19 protein-coding genes and 1 pseudogene are annotated in these 17,487 nt (G+C 36.2%); 1 reads left to right on the top strand and 19 read right to left on the bottom strand.

Annotated features, from left to right (window positions below; translation table 11 throughout):
• Window positions 1–81 precede the first annotated feature (81 nt).
• The 7 genes and pseudogenes from ACFPH8_RS00770 to ACFPH8_RS00740 form a co-directional block, all read right to left on the bottom strand.
• The gene (locus ACFPH8_RS00770) at window positions 82–1,365 is read right to left on the bottom strand and encodes an L-lactate MFS transporter (protein WP_376858053.1); all 1,284 of its coding nucleotides are present in this window, start codon (window positions 1,363–1,365) and stop codon (window positions 82–84) included.
• Between the two features lie 162 nt (window positions 1,366–1,527).
• Window positions 1,528–2,002: pseudogene (locus tag ACFPH8_RS00765) on the bottom strand (Dps family protein).
• A 113-nt stretch (window positions 2,003–2,115) separates the two neighbouring features.
• Complete coding sequence (locus ACFPH8_RS00760) at window positions 2,116–2,832, bottom strand: zinc-binding dehydrogenase (RefSeq protein ID WP_376859091.1); 717 nt, start codon at window positions 2,830–2,832, stop codon at window positions 2,116–2,118.
• 5 nt (window positions 2,833–2,837) lie between these two features.
• The gene (locus ACFPH8_RS00755) at window positions 2,838–3,095 is read right to left on the bottom strand and encodes a hypothetical protein (RefSeq protein ID WP_376858052.1); all 258 of its coding nucleotides are present in this window, start codon (window positions 3,093–3,095) and stop codon (window positions 2,838–2,840) included.
• 104 nt (window positions 3,096–3,199) lie between these two features.
• Complete coding sequence (locus ACFPH8_RS00750) at window positions 3,200–3,334, bottom strand: DUF5996 family protein (protein ID WP_465251606.1); 135 nt, start codon at window positions 3,332–3,334, stop codon at window positions 3,200–3,202.
• Window positions 3,335–3,346: 12 nt separating this feature from the next.
• On the bottom strand, window positions 3,347–3,457 hold the full coding sequence (locus ACFPH8_RS00745) for a (4Fe-4S)-binding protein (RefSeq protein ID WP_376858050.1): 111 nt from the start codon (window positions 3,455–3,457) through the stop codon (window positions 3,347–3,349).
• A gap of 19 nt (window positions 3,458–3,476) precedes the next feature.
• Window positions 3,477–4,403, bottom strand: a complete 927-nt coding sequence (locus ACFPH8_RS00740) for a DsbA family protein (protein WP_376858049.1) — start codon at window positions 4,401–4,403, stop codon at window positions 3,477–3,479.
• Window positions 4,404–4,581: 178 nt separating this feature from the next.
• On the opposite strand from ACFPH8_RS00740, the gene ACFPH8_RS00735 reads away from it, so the two are divergent.
• Window positions 4,582–4,944, top strand: coding sequence for a winged helix-turn-helix transcriptional regulator (locus ACFPH8_RS00735; RefSeq protein WP_376858048.1), 363 nt, complete (start codon window positions 4,582–4,584; stop codon window positions 4,942–4,944).
• Window positions 4,945–5,042: 98 nt separating this feature from the next.
• Here the strand turns inward: ACFPH8_RS00735 and ACFPH8_RS00730 are convergent, their stop codons facing one another.
• The 12 genes from ACFPH8_RS00730 to ilvB all read right to left on the bottom strand — a co-directional run bounded on the left by ACFPH8_RS00730 (window position 5,043) and on the right by ilvB (window position 17,484).
• On the bottom strand, window positions 5,043–5,423 hold the full coding sequence (locus ACFPH8_RS00730; protein WP_248396053.1) for a nuclear transport factor 2 family protein: 381 nt from the start codon (window positions 5,421–5,423) through the stop codon (window positions 5,043–5,045).
• 70 nt (window positions 5,424–5,493) lie between these two features.
• A complete protein-coding gene (locus tag ACFPH8_RS00725) occupies window positions 5,494–6,063 on the bottom strand; it encodes a YceI family protein (protein ID WP_376858046.1) in 570 nt (189 codons plus the stop codon).
• A 53-nt stretch (window positions 6,064–6,116) separates the two neighbouring features.
• Complete coding sequence (locus tag ACFPH8_RS00720; protein WP_465251602.1) at window positions 6,117–6,674, bottom strand: NADPH-dependent FMN reductase; 558 nt, start codon at window positions 6,672–6,674, stop codon at window positions 6,117–6,119.
• 222 nt (window positions 6,675–6,896) lie between these two features.
• Entirely contained in the window at window positions 6,897–8,009 is a 1,113-nt protein-coding gene (locus tag ACFPH8_RS00715) for an ABC transporter permease (protein WP_376859085.1), read from the bottom strand.
• Between the two features lie 66 nt (window positions 8,010–8,075).
• Window positions 8,076–9,041: an HlyD family secretion protein gene (locus ACFPH8_RS00710; protein WP_376858045.1), complete on the bottom strand. Its 966-nt coding sequence runs from the start codon at window positions 9,039–9,041 to the stop codon at window positions 8,076–8,078.
• The gene (locus ACFPH8_RS00705) at window positions 9,031–10,431 is read right to left on the bottom strand and encodes a TolC family protein (RefSeq protein ID WP_376858044.1); all 1,401 of its coding nucleotides are present in this window, start codon (window positions 10,429–10,431) and stop codon (window positions 9,031–9,033) included. Before ACFPH8_RS00705 ends, ACFPH8_RS00710 begins: the two co-directional genes overlap by 11 nt.
• Window positions 10,432–10,756: 325 nt before the next feature.
• Window positions 10,757–11,203, bottom strand: coding sequence for a DIP1984 family protein (locus ACFPH8_RS00700; protein ID WP_248396042.1), 447 nt, complete (start codon window positions 11,201–11,203; stop codon window positions 10,757–10,759).
• 48 nt (window positions 11,204–11,251) lie between these two features.
• Window positions 11,252–12,787, bottom strand: a complete 1,536-nt coding sequence (locus ACFPH8_RS00695) for a catalase (protein WP_376858043.1) — start codon at window positions 12,785–12,787, stop codon at window positions 11,252–11,254.
• A gap of 156 nt (window positions 12,788–12,943) precedes the next feature.
• Window positions 12,944–14,188 (bottom strand): threonine ammonia-lyase IlvA, encoded by a 1,245-nt coding sequence (gene ilvA, locus ACFPH8_RS00690; RefSeq protein ID WP_376858041.1) that lies wholly within the window; start codon window positions 14,186–14,188, stop codon window positions 12,944–12,946.
• The gene (gene ilvC, locus ACFPH8_RS00685; RefSeq protein WP_376858040.1) at window positions 14,188–15,231 is read right to left on the bottom strand and encodes a ketol-acid reductoisomerase; all 1,044 of its coding nucleotides are present in this window, start codon (window positions 15,229–15,231) and stop codon (window positions 14,188–14,190) included. Before ilvC ends, ilvA begins: the two co-directional genes overlap by 1 nt.
• A 19-nt stretch (window positions 15,232–15,250) precedes the next feature.
• Window positions 15,251–15,784, bottom strand: coding sequence for an acetolactate synthase small subunit (gene ilvN / locus ACFPH8_RS00680; RefSeq protein ID WP_376858039.1), 534 nt, complete (start codon window positions 15,782–15,784; stop codon window positions 15,251–15,253).
• Between the two features lie 5 nt (window positions 15,785–15,789).
• Window positions 15,790–17,484 carry a biosynthetic-type acetolactate synthase large subunit gene (gene ilvB, locus ACFPH8_RS00675; protein ID WP_376858038.1) on the bottom strand — a complete coding sequence of 565 codons (1,695 nt, stop codon included), beginning with the start codon at window positions 17,482–17,484 and terminating at the stop codon, window positions 15,790–15,792.
• Window positions 17,485–17,487 lie beyond the last annotated feature (3 nt).

Here is a 17,487-nt window from a genome sequence, read left to right as displayed (position 1 = left end):
TATTTTTTTACTTTGAATGTTTTTTTTAATGGGATCTAGGTCCAATTAAAAAAACAACCATGTATTCTCTACCTACAATAATCACACGCTCACTTCGGTTATAGATTTATTAGAAAGTGTTAGACTTACCAATAAACCAATACTCAATAAAACAGTACCAGCCATGTACGTTCGTGGGCCAATTAGCTCTGGTGTATGTGTATAATAATCGCGAATAAATGCAGCAACTTGAGGTCCCACAATTCCTCCTAGTGCCCATGCGGTTAAAATAACACCATAAATAACAGGCATAAGCTTCGCATGAAAAACATCCAATACGTAAGATGGCATAGCACCAAAACCGCCACCATAACAAAGCAAGACATAACAAACCAACGCCCCAAAAACCCATGGATTAACCGTGAATATCATGAATGTAAAAACCAATATTTGGGTACTCAAAATTAATCGGAATACTTGAATTCTTCCAATTTTATCTGATATTCCGCCCCAAAAGAAGCGCCCAATGCCATTAAATAATGAACTAATAGCTATTAGTGTTGCACCTGCCACAGCAAGAGACTCTGTACTTATTGAAGCATCTTGAATTCTAAATAAATCCTGAATCATGGGAGACTGCAAGCTAATAAACATTATTCCTGCCGAAATATTAAGAAAGAAAATAAGCCACATGCCTAAAAATTTTGTTGATAACAAGCTTCTTGTAACTGTTAAATTATTTTCGTGATTTTGACTAATTGTGCTTTTTACGGGTGGCGTATAGTTTTTTGGCACAAATCCCGATGGTGGATTTTTCATGCTTAATCCCGCGGGAATTCCAATGACCATTATTACTATGGCAATGTAGAAAAACACGTGTACCATATTATCATTGGTCATGTTAATTAACAGCGGTGCAATTAGTTTTGACATGGCAAGTGCACCCAAACCAAAACCCATAACTACCATGCCCGTGATAAATCCTTTTTTGTCCGGGAACCATTTTGATACGGTTGCCACGGGCGTAACATAACCCAATCCCAAACCAATACCGCCAATCACTCCAAAGCCTATGTAAAAAAGAGATAAACTACTAATATGCATAGCGTAAGCACTCATTAAATAGCCTAAACCATATAGAAAAGCTCCAAGAGAAGCCAACTTTTTAGGTCCGTATTTTGGAAGTATTAGCCCTCCAACTGCAGCGGACAAACCTAGAAATAGAATAGCTAAACTAAAGATCCACATCGTTTGAACGTTGCTCCATCCATACTCGGAAATAATTGGCTTTTGAAAAAAACTCCATGCATAAACGGTTCCCAGCACGAGCTGAAGAAGCGTTCCCATAATTGCAATAAACCAACGATTTGAATAAAGGTTATTCATTAAATGAAGAATTTAGTTCTAAAATTAATTTCAGGTTTCAAATTACATAAACTTCCCTATGTTGGCTACTCTTTCTTATAATTTTCCAGTACATCGGTTAAAATTTTACGAAAATTATCACCTTACTCTGAAGCCACCTATGCTCTCACATATTTAATAGAACTATTTTAAATATGCAGAATACATCCAAACTAATTTTTCCTGCTCACTAATGTAATCGCTCATAAGTGCATTTGTTCCTTCATCTTCAGCATCTGCCGATAGTAACAGAAGTTCACGTTGCAGTGTGATAATAATTTTGAATGATTCAAGCGTGTCTTTCATATCTTGAATTCCGTCCGCCACTTCAGAACTTTCTTTGATTTTGGCTTCTTTCTGATAGATTGAGAATTTATGGTTTGGTGTGTGACCAAGGGTGCGAATTCGTTCAGCTACTTCATCAATTTTTATAAATAAATCTTCATAAAGTTCTTGAAATTTATCGTGTAACTCGAAAAATTTATCTCCTTTTATATTCCAATGGTACCCTCTAACATTTTGATAAAATATGGAATAATCAGCCAAGAGTTCATTCAATTTCTCTGCTAGTTTTTTTGGACTTTTCCATGTCCAAACCAATTGGATTTAATTTCGTCATAATTATTGTTTTTAGATTTATAGTTTAATTAATTAGCGGCTGATATCAACCAAAATTTTTACTTCTGAAGGGTCGTTAGTTAAGGCCTCAAATCCTTTTTCCACAATCTCGTCTTATGAGATGACGCTCGTAACCAACTTTTCTACTGGCAATTTACCGCTACTAATTAAAGCAATTACTTGTGGGAAAATATTACGATAGGCAGCTGTTCCAATAATCGTTAATTCTCTTAATGTTTGATTCAGGGCGTCATGCGTCACCTTTTTACCAAAAAGCGCAACTAAAACTGCAGTTCCTCCGTTGCGAAGACTATCTACACCGGTATCAAATGAGGCTTGAGCTCCAGCGGCATCAATAAAAATATCCACACCGTTCCCAGTCATTTTTCTAATTTTTTGAGGAATATCTTGATCTCTTGCGTCAAAAGTATGAGTCGCACCAACTTCTTTAGCTTTTTTTAGCTTGTTCTCTGAAAGGTCTGAAACAAATATTTGAGATGCACCTGTAGCCACGGCAACTTGAACCGTTAATAAACCAATAGGACCTGCGCCTGCAATCAATACCGTGTCACCCATTATCATGCCACTTCGTTGTATAGCATACGCAGCAACGGCTGCTGGCTCAACAATAGCACCTTGCTCAAAAGTCATGGCGTCTGGCATTTTATGAACCATATAGTCTTCTGCCACTACGTATTTAGCAAAACCACCATTGGACGTCAACCCCACAAATCCAAGCGGTTCGGAAAGGTTGTATTCACCAGTTGTAATAAACGGACTTTCAGGGTTTCTAAAAATTGGTTCGACTGTTACGCGATCTCCTTTTTTAATGTTTTTTACGTTTTTGCCAACCTCTTCAACAACTCCAGAAAATTCGTGTCAAGGGTTGTAGTTCCCTGATGGCCGTTAAGTGCATATGGTTTATCTACAGGAATTAATTGAGGCCCATCTAAATATTCATGTAAATCCGATCCACAGATTCCTGTGAATTTCACGGCTATTTTTACTTGATTATCTTTTGGTGTTGGAATTGAAGTTTCTTCTACTCTAATATCTTTTGCTGCATGCCAGCGCGCTGCTTTCATCGTCTTCATAGTCGTTATTTTAAATGTTAATAATTTGTTCTTATTGTTAATCTATGACCTTATCGTCATAAATCGCTTGATTCTAGCTTGTTTTAGGTGCTTCACACTAAAACTTATTTCTCATCAACCTTCAAGGTTTCAATATCCCAATCAGCCAATTTTGAGCCAGCTTGATTGCTACTTTCCAGGAAATCTAAAATTTGTTGTTTCGGGTTATTACTTGTTATTAAATCGTTGTAAAGTTTTATTTTAGGTCTGTGTTAAGGGTTGTAAAACTCGGGTAGAGTTTTTTTACATATTCCTGCATGTATACATTTTTCAGGTTTCCATAAAATGGTTATCTCTCCGTTTGAATATTCGTTTGTTTTCATAATTTAGTGGTTTATCAATTTATTTAACGAGGGTCCAAATAGATCCATTTTTAGTTGAAAATTTCTCTAAATTACCTGTTTTAGAAAGTTGATTTAAAACAGCTTCACTTTCGGTTCGCGGTGTCCCTGAAAGTTCAGAATACTCTTTTGCCGTGATTGAAGGGTAAATTGAGAAGAGAGATTCCCAATTTTTACTGTATTCACTTTTAGTAGCATTCGGATTTAATTTTAAAATAGCCATTTCATAAAAAGCATAGGGTCTGGTGCCATACACGGTTTCTTGGTTGCCAGCTTCATCAACAAAAAATATGGTTGGAAACCCTCGAACACCTAGTTTTCTTCCTAATTTTAAATCAGCTTCAAACAGCGTTTTGGCTTGGCCATCAAAATCCGTTTTTAATTGAGCCACGTCCAAACCTACATTTTCAGCTGCCATAGCCAAGTTTTCCCATTTAGCCATATTTTTCTTTTTCAAAAACATCAATTCTCTCATTTCCCGCATGTATAAAACGGCCTTCTCCTTATCTTGAAGTTGGGCTGCCTTAAACGCAATAGAGGATGGGTAAGATGAATCCATTGGGTCTTCCAACCAAAGGTCTCCATCTATAGGCATATCATAATGAACACTTACTTCGTCCCAATGACTGGCAACGTCTGAAGGACCACTTATTCCACCACTATTGTAATTCCAGTCTGGTAGTAAACCTCCCATTCTATAATCAATCTCCACAGCATTGCCGTATTCTAGTTTCAGTTTACGTAATTGTGGTTCAATTCCCCAACAGGACGAACAAATTGGATCTGTGTAATACATTAATTTTACAGATTTCTCTGTGGATTGCTGATTACTTTTAGTTGAAGTGTTTAATTTACCATCTGTTGTTTCACACATTCCAGTTTCGATATCGCATAAAAGCGGATTATTTTTTGATGTTTCGTTCGTCATGATTATTATTTTTAATAATTAACTTCAGTTAAAATATAGTCTAAATTCCTATTTATTAGCCGATTACTTCAAATATAAGGAAAATAAGTGTATATTTGATACTTAATTCCTTTTAGAAAGTGGTTTCCTCAAGGAAACTACCTCAAGGCTATTTTATATTTAAATTAACGTTTTAACTATGAATAAAAAATCAATAATAAATAACACGCCTATTTGCCAAATTAGGATGCAAGCTATTAGCGACACGATGAGCATTTTATCTGGAAAATGGAAATTCCATATTTTAGGCACACTTATCGAAGGCAACAAAATGGGATTTATGGATTTGCAGCGTGAAATAAATGGCATTGGTAGTAAAATGCTTTCCAAAGAACTTCAAGATTTAGAACTAAACCACTTAATAAGCCGCACCGTTATGGATACAAAACCTATAACGGTTGCATATGCTATTACTGAACATGGTGCAACACTTTCGCCTTTAATTAATGAACTAGCCAAATGGGGAATTGCATATCGAAAGTCCGTGCATGGTTCAAAATAAATTAACTATTAGATTTTACATAGGTCAGAATAGGCAATACGGATAGCTTTTCTGGTTATGGTTTTTAGCCTATCTCCTAATGTTGAAAGACTTTTGTGTTACGTTACCTCCTCGGAGGTTGCAAACTCTTCCATTCTAGTTATTAAATCGTTTTCAACCGTATAAATCTGAACCCATTTTTGTTTCAGCTCCCTTCCAGACCGTTTTACTTTTTGATGTTCCCTTCCTATTACCACAACCATATTATTTTCAACGATATATTGTTGAGGTTCAAAGTTGATAATTTCAGTACGTTCCATAATATTGGTGAAAAATGTTCTGACACCTTCTTTATGTTTAAAAGTTCCTGCCGGAATAATTTGTGTGCCATGATAAACCCATACCGTATCTTCTGATACTGTGGCAACAAATTTATCGGCATCACCACTACTAAAGGCTTTAAACATATTTTCTACTACTGTTTTTGCTGAATTTTTCATGGTTTATTATTTTTCAATTTTAAAATACCTAGGTTAATTACGTCGAAGTTTACCTGAAAACAAATTACAGCTACTGTTTTGCAAATTGAAGGTGAATCACAATATTAACCTCCTTCCCAACGCCTGTAGCGGTAGGGTCATAATCAATATTATAGTCAAATCTATTTATCGTTGTTTCAGCTTTCATTCCTAATTTTTCACCTTGGTTGTTTTTCACTTTACCGCCATAATGAACATCAAAAACGACGTCTTTCGTCACACCTTTAATAGTTAGTTCTCCTTTTAAAATATATTGATTACTTTTTTCGGTAGCTGAAATTTTCGTGCTTTTAAAAGTCATTTCAGGATATTTTTCAACTTCAAAAAAGTCAGCACTTTTTAAATGGTTATCCCTATCTTCTACATGGGTATTAATACTTTCAATTTTAACCGTAAAATCGAAAATTGCATCATTAAGCGCATCTCCTTTTGTAGTTAAGCTTCCGGTATAATCTAAAAATTTCCCATTCACGATACTAATTCCAGAATGCGAAATGTTGAAATTTAATGAGGAATGATATGGATCTACAGTCCATTGCGTTTGTGCGAAGGTGCTTACCGAAAAAAAGACCAAAGCAACTAATGTGATAATTTTCTTCATTTTATGTGGTTTTAATTATTAGTAAAATTTCAACAGTAAATGGCTATTTCGAATTACTCGGAAGCGATAGTATGAACCCATTTTTCGAATGACTCTATAAAGCTTTTAAGGAAATCTTTGGTAGAATTATTAATTAGTTTTCCATTGTCATCAAATAAATCGGCAGCACCTCCAATATATGCTTCAGGTTGCGCCATGGTAGGGACGTTAATAAAGGTTAGAGATTGTCTTAAATGGTGGTTTGCCCCAAAACCACTTATAGCCCCAATAGAAACACTTACAATTGCGGCCGGTTTGCCATTCCAAGAATTTTCTCCGTAGGGTCTGGAGCCTACATCAATAGCATTTTTTAAAACACCAGGAACCGAACGGTTATATTCAGGTGTTAAAAATAAAAGGCCATCTGCGTTTTGAATTTTTTTGCGTAACGCTACCCAGGCTTCAGGTGGATTTCCTTCTAAATCTTCATTAAACATAGGAAGACCGGATATGTCTAGTAGCTCTGTGGTTAAGGATTCTGGAGCTAGCTCCATAAGTGCTTTGGCTGTTTTTAAATTATAGGATTCCTTACGCAGACTTCCTACAATTACAGCAATTTTATATTTTTTCATAATTGGATGTTTTCTATTGCTATAAGATGCCAAATTAGGAAGGATAAATGGGTGGCTTTACAGAACATTTAACAGGTGGCAAGCTGAAAGGTCAAATCTTTATTTTTCTGTTTAGAAAAGGAGCGTGTTCTTAATTAAATAGAATGAATTATATGGCAAGGACTCTATGATACCAATTAGTGGTATTGTCTACTTAAACCTAATATCGGAACAATTTTCGTGTTAATTAATCTCTTCAATCGAGTGATTTTTTACCTTTTTAATTTTATAATGCAAAATGATTGCTGACAACGATAAACAAATTACGGCAATAATACTCATGGCTATAACTGGCGCATAAATATGTGAAACACTAGCGTGGTTAAGATAAAGTATGCGAAAGGTTTTTAAATAATGCGTCAAAGGAATTAATTCGGCTATAAATTGGACCCAATTTGGCATCTGACTTAAAGGCCAAGTAAATCCGCTAAGTATAAAACTTGGCGTAGCTACTACCATTAAAACTTCAGTAGCTTTTAATTGATTAGGTAAAACAATACTCACCAATACACCTATGCCACATACGGCGAGAATAAAAACAAAGGTGCTCAAAGAAAAGGCCCAAAAAGCGCCACCTATTACCATATTATAATATTTAGAAAAACCCCAGTATAGCAGGAGTATACCAACAGACATAATCATGTAAGGAATAATCTTTACAGCTAACATGCCTAGAGGGTTTGGCATTTTCCTGACTAATTCTTCAAAAGTTCTATTTTCATATTCTGATGCAAAAGTAAGTGCTAAACCCAATAGTAAAATTTGCTGGAAAACTGTTAAAAGCACCCCGGGTAACATAAAGTATAAATAATTTCCACTGCGTATGCTTTGCTTAATAATGGTTGTTTTAAAGGGTTCGTAATTTTGTGTTGCCACATATTCTGGAACACCCTTTTTCATTTGAGATTCGATTTGGATCCCTGCTTTTATGGTCATTGCTACACCATTTACCGCCATCAATGCAGTGTTAGAAGTCAAGGTGTTGGAAGCATCGACAAAAATGGTGATTTCGGGTAACTTATTTTGTTGAATTCCAGAGGTAAATCCTCTGGGAATATTTACTATTACTGAAGCGTCTTCATCTATTGCCTTATTTTTTACATTAGTAAGGTCGGGAAAAACGCTAACAACCTGAATGCTTTCCGTTTCCTCAAGCATATCAATAAATTTCACACTCATGAGACTTTGATCCTGATCGACGACAATTATTGGTAAATCGGTTATTTTACCTTTTTGGTAAACCGCACCAATTAGTATTCCATACAAAATAGGAGCTCCAATAAATAGCAGTCGCAATACGTTGTTGCTAAAAAAAAGCCTGAATTCTCGTTTAATTAAGTGTGTAAATTTCTTCAAACCATATTATTTATTAAACTTTAAAGAAACCGAAGCTTTTGTAATCAAATCTTTAACCTTTTCTGGATTTGTAGGTTTTACTTCTACCTCAAATAAGGTTTGTTGCATGTCAAAGTCGGGATAAGCTGTTGCTATATTGGCATAAGAACTTAAAGCTTTAACGAGAGTTACCTGGCCATTAATAATTTCGGAATCCTTATAAAGAACTTCAATTTTAACGTTTTCTCCCCGTTTAATTTCGCCTAATTTGCTTTCTGCAATGGTAAAACGAAAATAAACGGATTGATTAATATAGCCACTTATAATTGGATACCCTGGTAAAGCAAGCTCGCCAATCTTTAAATTGATGGTTTCAATGGACATATCTTGAGGGGCTATTACATACTTTTCGCGTTCAGCGGCACCAACTTCTAAAATAGCTCCCGAGGCTTGTAGCTGCTGACCCAAAGCCATACTTTGTTGTTCGGTCCGAGCACCATTTTTTGCTTCTTCCAATTCTGTTTTTGCAGCGTCATATTGATTTTTGGCACCTTGATATTTCGCGTAAACTTCATCAAACTGTTGTTGCGGTATTAGACTATCTTGCAACATTTTATTAAGTCTGTCTTTGGATTTATTGGCAAATTCAAATTGCTCTTTTAATCCGTTAACTTTGTTCTGTAATTGTTTTAGTTGCCCATCAGTTGCGCCCTTAATGGTCATTTGGTATTGCGCTTCTGCAGATTTTAAAACACCTTCCGCTTGCTGCTTTTTGGCATCTACTTCTGGAATATCTAAAATAGCCAGAGTGTCTCCTTTTTTAACGAAATCACCCTTTGATACCAATAGTGACTCCACGGTTCCTGGTATTTTAGTAACTACAGAAATTTGTTCCCTTTCAATTTTCCCCATAAAAGCTGGGTCTATTTTCTTATCTGAACAAGAAAATGAAACTACTATAACAAGTAGGAGTAAAACATTTTTAATTTTCATAACCGTTATAAATTTTGCCTAATAACTCACCTGTCGCTATTAAGAGTTCTAATGTTGCGTGTCGCTGATTTAGAATTTGGTTGTAATAATTCAAGTTTACTTTATAAAAATCATTTTCGGAGGCCAAACGCTCCGTTAAATCCACAAGACCGGCATTGTATTGCTTGGTTGCCAATTGTAAGTTGTTTTCAGCTATTTGTACACGCTGTTTTGCCACTATAACTTTTTGTTCGGCTGTTTTAAAGTCAGATTTATTTTTAAACAACAGCAATTCAAATTTCTCTCGTGTATCTTTTAATTTGGTGTCAATGATTTCAACTTCAATTTCAGCCTTCTGTGCACTTTTACTATTTTCTCCGCCTTTAAATAAATCCCATTTCATTCCAACGCCAACTGCTGCGGCTGGTTCTAGAGTTATATTTTCCGTGTCTAAAGTTACATTACCTGCAAGTGGAACGTCTTTAAGTTTTGTGCGCGTGTCAAAAGCATTCAAATATGTTAGGTTTCCAAAAGCAAATATGGTGGGGAAATAAGTGCCTTTTTCTTTGTTATAAGCAAATTCTTTAGCCTTTTTTCCCGCTTCCAAAGCTTTTAATTCTGCGCGATTATCGACATCTAACGCATCTGTATCTATTAAGAAAGCCTGTAAGTTGTAAGTAATAGTTTTTAGTTCATTTGCCGGTATTCGGGTGAGATATGCTAGTTTGGCAAGCAAAACATTTCTATTGCCTATAGCTTCCAGCTTTTTTTCTTCTAGCTCTAAAACGGCTAATTTTATTTTATCACGATCATAAGGAATTGCCAAGCCGTTAACAATGGCTTTTAGAACTTTTTTATGCTCTGTATCCAATCGTTTTTCAGAATCTTCAATGAGTTTATCCACAGCATTTAATAGCATTAATTGATCAAAGGTTTGGATGACTTCTTTAGCAATTTCTTCCTTTCCAGCTTCGGCTAAAAACCGTTCGGCTTTTTGTTTTTTCTCTAATGCTTTAATGCCGCTGTTAATTTGATTTCCTGCAAAAATTATTTGTCGGGTAGATAAACCTCCCATTAAAACATGCGTTTGAAAACTAGAGGCTAATGGGTCTTCCAAAAAGGGTGTTCCGCTTATGGGTAAATATTGAGTGGGAAATTGTAGGCTTAATTGTGAGTACAAAAAGCCATAGCCACCCAAAAATGAAAGTGACGGTAGTCTTTTTCCTTTGGCGATTTCCATATCTAATTCCGTATTATTACTAGTCATTTCTTGAATGCGTATGTCTGCACTTCCAGTAATTGCTTTTCGGATAGGTTCTTTTAAAATGTCTTCTATAAAACTCTGGGCATATAATGGTGTACTTATTAAAAAAAGTGCTCCAAATACCGAATAGAATAAATTTTTAGTCATGAAAATCTTATTATAAGAGTTTACTAATTTAATATGTTTGCACTATAAGTTAGGGCTTTTTAACACGTTGCTTTTTATGAATATTAAATTTATTTCATCTTAATTTGTTAATCTATAGCTTCAAATAAAAAAGAATGATCGGTCAGTACCTGGTAGTAAATTTTAATCAATACGCTTGTAATTTGTAAGCAGTAATGGGTCCTAACTTGTACATGTTTGCCACAACCCAAGCAGCTCTGGGTGGTAAAGTTTTCAATTTGCCCCGAAAACCTACCACAAAAAAGGGCTGGCACTCGCTCCGATCATTCCGCCCGAAGGCTAAATTTTAATTTTTTAATTCTGTAAGCCAATTAATTTCTTGAATTTTACTGTCAATTTCTCTAAAAGATCGTCCTGTTTGATCCATTTCAACTTGTAGTTTTTTAATATCAATAGTTGCTTTAAGATTAGAGTCGCCGCTATTATTTATTTGTGCCGCATTTCTAATATTTCTTAACTTTTCAGAAAGCATTTTTAAAGAATCACGTTTGGCTAGTGCTTCCATTAAAATGCCTTCACCTTCCACAACCGTATCATTATTAGTTTTATTAATCCGAATTATTATCGCTTCCAAGTCGTTTATGGCTTTTCGTAATTGCGCCAATAATTTAATAGGATCTTCCTGGGGAAGCTTATCATCGGAAACGATTAAAACAGGTCTAATTCTATTTTGAAGCTGCTCTATTTTCTTCATTAAATCAGCTCTTAATAAAAGCGCTTCAGCAAGTTTCATTTTTTTATTTTCTTCTAACATGAATTCAATTAAAATTTTTACAAACTATTATCTTGGACATTTAGATATTGGATTGTTATCTGGTTTGGGAGCCCATTTATTATAAGGTGTCATATCAAAATTATTCACCTCATCCATAGATAAACCTAATGCTTTAGCTACACCTTCTCCGTATTCCGGATCTGCCTTAAAACAGTTTCTAATATGGCGAATTTGAATAAATTTCTCGGCGCCACCTACTTCAGCTGCAGTATTTTTAAAGAGTAAACCGTCTTTTCCATCCGCTTTAATAATGCGAAATAAATTACCAGGTTGTGTATAATAATCTTCATCATCGTCTCTAAAATTGTGTGCATAAGCGTCACCATTTAACTCTAAAGGTGGTTCTTTAAATTCTGGTTGTTCTTGCCATTCACCGTAACTGTTAGGGTTATAGTGTAAAGTGCCTCCATGGTTTCCATCTACTCGCATGGTTCCGTCTCTATGGTTTGAATGGTAAGGACACGTTGGTTTATTTACTGGAATTTGATAATGATTAACGCCTAATCTATAACGTTGCGCATCGCCATAAGAGAATAGTCTTCCTTGAAGCATTTTGTCTGGAGAGAATCCAATACCTGGAACAATATTAGTCGGGTTGAAAGCGGCTTGCTCTACATCTTGAAAATAATTTTCTGGATTTCTATTTAATTCAAATTCTCCCACAGGAATCAATGGGAAGTCTTTTTTGGACCATACTTTGGTTAAATCGAAAGGGTGGAAACGGTATGTTTTGGCTTCGGCTTCTGTCATTACTTGGATAAACATTTTCCATTTTGGGAAATCCTTTCTTTCTATAGCATCAAACAAATCAACTTGCGATGATTCTCTATCCATACCAACAACTTTAGCAGCTTCTTCATTAGATAGATTTTCAATACCTTGTTGCGTTACAAAGTGAAACTTCACCCAATGCCTAACATTATCTTTGTTGATCAGGCTGTATGTGTGACTACCAAAACCGTGCATGTGTCTGTAACCTGTTGGAATACCACGATCACTCATTACTATAGTAACTTGATGTAAAGCCTCTGGTAATAATGTCCAAAAATCCCAATTATTATTGGCACTTCTTAAATTGGTTTTAGGATCGCGTTTTACAGCACGATTTAAATCTGGAAATTTCATTGGGTCGCGAAAGAAAAATACTGGTGTATTGTTTCCTACCAAGTCCCAAATACCTTCTTCGGTATAAAACTTTAAAGCAAACCCTCTAATATCTCTTTCGGCATCGGCCGCACCTCTTTCTCCTGCAACAGTAGAAAATCTGCTAAACATATCCGTCTTTTTACCAACTTCACTAAAAATTTTTGCTTTGGTATATTTGGAAATGTCATGAGTGACTGTAAAAGTTCCAAACGCACCTGAACCTTTGGCGTGCATTCTTCTTTCAGGAATGACTTCGCGATCAAAGTTTGCCATTTTTTCAAGAAACCATGCATCTTGCATCAACATGGGGCCTCTTGGCCCTGCGGTTTGCACGTTTTGATTATCTCCAACTGGTGCTCCAGTCTGCCTTGTGAGTTTTGGTTTTTTATCCTCCATTTTTTTGGTTTTTATAAGGTTTTGTCAAGTTATTCAAGTTACAATTTTTAAGCTACTTTACAAATAGCTTTAACCATTATTAACAGGAATGAAATTGGCATTCATTCTCGGGTTGGACTTTTTCATTTTACTTCCACAAAATAGCTTGTGTGGTTGTTATGAAATTAAGGCAGTAAACAAATCTGCATTGTCATTTAAGTATTGATAATTAAATTTTCTGTGCTTTAATTGGTCTTCTATTTTTTGAAAATCTCCTTGGTTTTTTAATTCAATTCCAACCACTGCCGGACCACTTTCTCGATTCGTCTTTTTTGAAAATTGAAAATAGGTAATGTCATCATTTGGGCCTAAAATATCATTAACAAATTCTTTTAATGCACCTGGTCTTTGTGGAAACTGGACAAGAAAATAATGCTTCAAGCCTTCATATAGTAAGGATCGCTCTTTTATTTCTTCAGTTCGGGAAATGTCATTATTGCCGCCACTAAGAACGCATACTACATGTTTTCCTTTTATTTTTTCCTTATAAAAGTCGAGAGCAGCAATAGTTAATGCGCCTGCTGGCTCGGCCACAATTGCTTCTTCGTTATACAAACGTAAAATAGTTGTACATATCTTCCCTTCTGGGACAAGGATAATATCTTCCAAATTATCTTTACAGATTTCAAATGTTTTATCTCCTACACGTTTTACAGAAGCGCCATCTACAAATTTGTCAATCTTTTTTAATGTTGTATTTACACCTTTTTTGATGGAAATTGACATGGATGGTGCACCAGCTGGCTCCACCCCAATAATTTTTGTGTGTGGACTTAATTTTTTAAAAACCGAACTGACTCCTGCTGCTAAACCGCCACCGCCTATTGGTACAAACAAATAGTCAATAGGTGTGTGGTGGTCTTCCAAAATTTCTAAAGCGGTTGTTCCTTGGCCTGCCATTACTTGTTCATCATTAAAAGGATGAATAAAAATAGCGTCAATTTCTTGACAAAAACGGTTAGCTTCCTCAAATGCTGCGTCAAATGTATCACCTAATAAAACCACTTCAACCTTATTCTTACCAAAGAGTTTAACCTGTTTTGTTTTTTGAAGAGGGGTTGTGACAGGCATAAATATGGTTGCTTGAATGTTTAATTTATAACAAGCATAAGCAACGCCTTGCGCATGGTTTCCGGCACTAGCGCAAACAATAACTTTGGCTTTATCTTGGTTTGAAAGTGACATTATTTTATTGTAAGCACCTCTTAATTTGTAAGAGCGCACAGGCTGTAAATCCTCGCGTTTTAAATAAATTTGGGCAGAAAATTCTTCGCTCAAGTTTTCGTTTTTCATTAGTGGCGTATGCATAGCAATACCTTTTATGCGCTCTTTGGCTTGATATACTTTATCTAATAACTCCATTACTTAGTGGGTCTTAATTTACGTACTTCTAATCCTGTTTGCCACAGTTCGCTGTTTTTCATCGCAGTTAATTCTTCTTCTAATTTTATACGGTAATCCGGTTTGCTATTGGCTTCAATCACTATTTCAGCTTCTTTGCCAGAAACGACATTGTCATACAATTCATTCAACACAGGTTCAGTAGCTTCGCGAAATTTACCCTTCCAATCTAATGCGCCGCGTTGTGCAGTTGTTGAACAATTGGCAAACATCCAATCCATACCATTTTCGGCAATAAGCGGCATTAAACTTTGCGTAAATTCTTCTACAGTTTCATTAAAGGCCTCACTTGGTGAATGCCCACGTTGGCGAAGTACATTAAACTGTGCTTCAAAAATGCCTGCAATAGCACCCATTAAAACACCGCGTTCTCCTGTGAGATCGCTATAAACTTCTTTTTGAAAAGTGGTTTCAAACAAATATCCTGAACCAATGGCAATACCTAATGCCAAGGCGCGTTCTTGGGCGTTTCCAGTAGCGTCTTGGAACACGGCATAGCTGGAATTCAATCCTTGCCCACTTAAAAATAAACTTCTAAGTGATGTACCTGAACCTTTTGGAGCCACCAAAACAACATCGATATGCGAAGGCGGAACAATGCCTGTTTTTTTATGAAATGTCACGCCAAATCCATGGGAAAAATAGAGTGCTTTTCCTTTGGTTAAATGTTTTTTCATGCCTTCCCAAGCTTGTATTTGCCCGGCATCTGAAAGTAAATTCATGACGATAGTTGCTTTTTTGCAGGCCTCATCTAATTCGAAAAGTGTTTTGCCTTCTTCCCAACCATCAGCTCGTGCCTTTTTCCAGCTCGTTGTTCCTTTTCGTTGTCCAACAATCACGTTGATACCATTATCTTTTAAGTTGAGTGCTTGCCCTGGACCTTGAACACCATAACCGATAACGGCTACGGTTTCACCTTTTAATACGTCTTGTGCTTTTTTAAGTGGAAATTCGTTACGTTTTACAACGTTTTCTTGTACGCCTCCAAAATTTATTGTTGCCATAATTCTTTTTATTTATTGTTTATAATTTGTGATTTAATTCTTCTAACTCTTTTAAATAGGTGCTAAATTCTTTCATGGGTTTTGTTACTGCTACACGTCCAGAACGTGCAAATTCAAGTACACCATAAGGTTGTAAGTTTTCGAACAGCAATTGCGTTTCTTTTACATGTCCTGTTTTTTCTATGACCATAAATTTTGGGTCTACCGTAAGTATTCTTGCATGATGTTCCCGAATTACTTTTTCCACATCACCATTAGTTAAAATGCCTGTTTTTATTTTATACAATGCGATTTCTTGATGTACGACTTCAGAATCTTCATGTGCGAATGCTTTAAAAACATCTATTAGTTTTTCAAGCTGTCCGATAACTTTTTCTACTTGCTCTTTTGTTGTTCTTAAAACAATGGTATATCGAAACACTCCCTTTACTTCCGATTCGGAAGCTGTAATACTATCGATATTGAGGTGGCGACGCGTGAAAATAATTGTTACCCGATTCATCATCCCGATGCTGTTTTCTGTAAAGACGGATACTGTATATGTTTTTTTCATTTATTTTAGTTTAAACGAACTTCTGATACAGAGGCTCCGGTTGTCATCATTGGAAATACATTTTCCTCTTTAGCGACCATGACTTCTAACAAGTAAGATCCGTTGTGATTTAGCATTTTTAATAGATTTTCTTTTAGGTCTTTTCTAGCTTCAATTTTGGAGGCTTCAATACTATACGCTTTAGAAAGGGCTATAAAATCAGGGCTGATCATATTTGTAAATGAATAGCGTTTCTCAAAAAATAACTGTTGCCATTGACGTACCATCCCAAGAAATCGGTTATTTAAAATGATGATTTTTATATCTACATCACTTTGCAAAATGGTCCCCAATTCTTGTAGCGTCATTTGAAAGCCTCCATCTCCAATAATGGCTATTACCGGTTTATCCGGCGCACCAAATTTTGCTCCAATAGCAGCCGGTAATGCAAATCCCATGGTTCCCAAACCTCCAGATGTAATGTTGCTTTTTGTTTTGTTGTATTTATAATAGCGCGCTGTCATCATTTGGTGTTGACCCACATCGGTAACGACAACTGCTTCTCCGTTGGTGATTTCTGAAAGCATTTTGATGACCTCATCCATTTTCAATTCTTCGGAATGTAATTCGCTGGCACTTTCTTGCAATGTATCTATTTCAACTTGTTTAGCATCTTTAAATTCCTGAAACCAAGAGCTGTGGACTTTTTTATGAACCAATGCTGTTAATACTTTTAAGGCTTCTTTGGCATCCGCATGAATTGGAACATCTGCTTTTATAATTTTATTTAATTCCGAAGCATCAATGTCTACATGAATAACTTTTGCCTGTCTGGCATACCTAGAAACATCGCCAGTAACTCTATCGTCGAAGCGCATACCGATGGCGATAAGGACATCGCACTCATTTGTTTTTATGTTTGCGGCATAATCACCGTGCATGCCTAAATATCCGGCATAAAGTGGGTGATTATTGGGAAATGCGCCTAACCCTAAAAGGGTTGATGCTACCGGAATTCCTGACTTTTCAACAAACTCCACTAATGCCTGCTCTGCATGAGATAGCATAATCCCCTGTCCAATTAGTAAGTAAGGTTTTTTTGCGGCATTAATTAATTTCGCTGCGGCTTCTGCAACCGATTTGCGCAACTTTGGCCTAGGATAATAACTTCGGATATTCGTACATGTCTCATATTTGAAATTGGTTTGGCCAAATTGCGCATCCTTGGTAATATCAATCAGCACAGGGCCTGGGCGGCCAGATTGTGCAATGTAAAATGCTTTTGCAACAGCGGCAGAAATATAGTCTGCTTTGGTAACTTGACAGTTCCACTTGGTTACGGGCATGGAGATTCCCACCACATCCGTTTCCTGAAAAGCATCCGTGCCCAAAAGATGGGATGATACTTGGCCTGTGATACATACCAAGGGCGTGGAATCAATCATAGCATCTGCTAAGCCAGTAATTAAATTGGTTGCGCCTGGTCCAGAAGTTGCGAATACCACACCTGTTTTCCCTGATGTTCTAGCATAACCTTGCGCGGCATGAATGGCGCCTTGCTCGTGACGGACTAAAATATGATTTACGGATTCTTCATAGTCATACAAGGCATCATATATGGGCATAATGGCTCCTCCGGGATACCCGAATATTGTATCAACTTGTTCGGTTACTAAAGACTCGACTACAGCTTTAGCTCCTGTCATTTTTATTGAGTTCATTTC

The organism is Bizionia hallyeonensis, from assembly GCF_042657385.1.
GTDB lineage: Bacteria > Bacteroidota > Bacteroidia > Flavobacteriales > Flavobacteriaceae > Algorimicrobium > Algorimicrobium hallyeonense.
Note: the sequence above shows the minus strand (reverse complement) of the source record. Positions and strands in the feature narration are given on the sequence as shown.

Coding starts and splice junctions, on each gene's coding strand:
- ACFPH8_RS00770 (WP_376858053.1), bottom strand. CDS start 1,365: ATGAATAACCTTTATTCAAATCGTTGGTTTATTGCAATTATGGGAACG.
- ACFPH8_RS00755 (WP_376858052.1), bottom strand. CDS start 3,095: ATGAAGACGATGAAAGCAGCGCGCTGGCATGCAGCAAAAGATATTAGA.
- ACFPH8_RS00745 (WP_376858050.1), bottom strand. CDS start 3,457: ATGAAAACAAACGAATATTCAAACGGAGAGATAACCATTTTATGGAAA.
- ACFPH8_RS00740 (WP_376858049.1), bottom strand. CDS start 4,403: ATGACGAACGAAACATCAAAAAATAATCCGCTTTTATGCGATATCGAA.
- ACFPH8_RS00735 (WP_376858048.1), top strand. CDS start 4,582: ATGAATAAAAAATCAATAATAAATAACACGCCTATTTGCCAAATTAGG.
- ACFPH8_RS00730 (WP_248396053.1), bottom strand. CDS start 5,423: ATGAAAAATTCAGCAAAAACAGTAGTAGAAAATATGTTTAAAGCCTTT.
- ACFPH8_RS00725 (WP_376858046.1), bottom strand. CDS start 6,063: ATGAAGAAAATTATCACATTAGTTGCTTTGGTCTTTTTTTCGGTAAGC.
- ACFPH8_RS00720 (WP_465251602.1), bottom strand. CDS start 6,674: ATGAAAAAATATAAAATTGCTGTAATTGTAGGAAGTCTGCGTAAGGAA.
- ACFPH8_RS00710 (WP_376858045.1), bottom strand. CDS start 9,041: ATGAAAATTAAAAATGTTTTACTCCTACTTGTTATAGTAGTTTCATTT.
- ACFPH8_RS00705 (WP_376858044.1), bottom strand. CDS start 10,431: ATGACTAAAAATTTATTCTATTCGGTATTTGGAGCACTTTTTTTAATA.
- ACFPH8_RS00700 (WP_248396042.1), bottom strand. CDS start 11,203: ATGAAACTTGCTGAAGCGCTTTTATTAAGAGCTGATTTAATGAAGAAA.
- ACFPH8_RS00695 (WP_376858043.1), bottom strand. CDS start 12,787: ATGGAGGATAAAAAACCAAAACTCACAAGGCAGACTGGAGCACCAGTT.
- ilvA (WP_376858041.1), bottom strand. CDS start 14,188: ATGGAGTTATTAGATAAAGTATATCAAGCCAAAGAGCGCATAAAAGGT.
- ilvC (WP_376858040.1), bottom strand. CDS start 15,231: ATGGCAACAATAAATTTTGGAGGCGTACAAGAAAACGTTGTAAAACGT.
- ilvN (WP_376858039.1), bottom strand. CDS start 15,784: ATGAAAAAAACATATACAGTATCCGTCTTTACAGAAAACAGCATCGGG.
- ilvB (WP_376858038.1), bottom strand. CDS start 17,484: ATGAACTCAATAAAAATGACAGGAGCTAAAGCTGTAGTCGAGTCTTTA.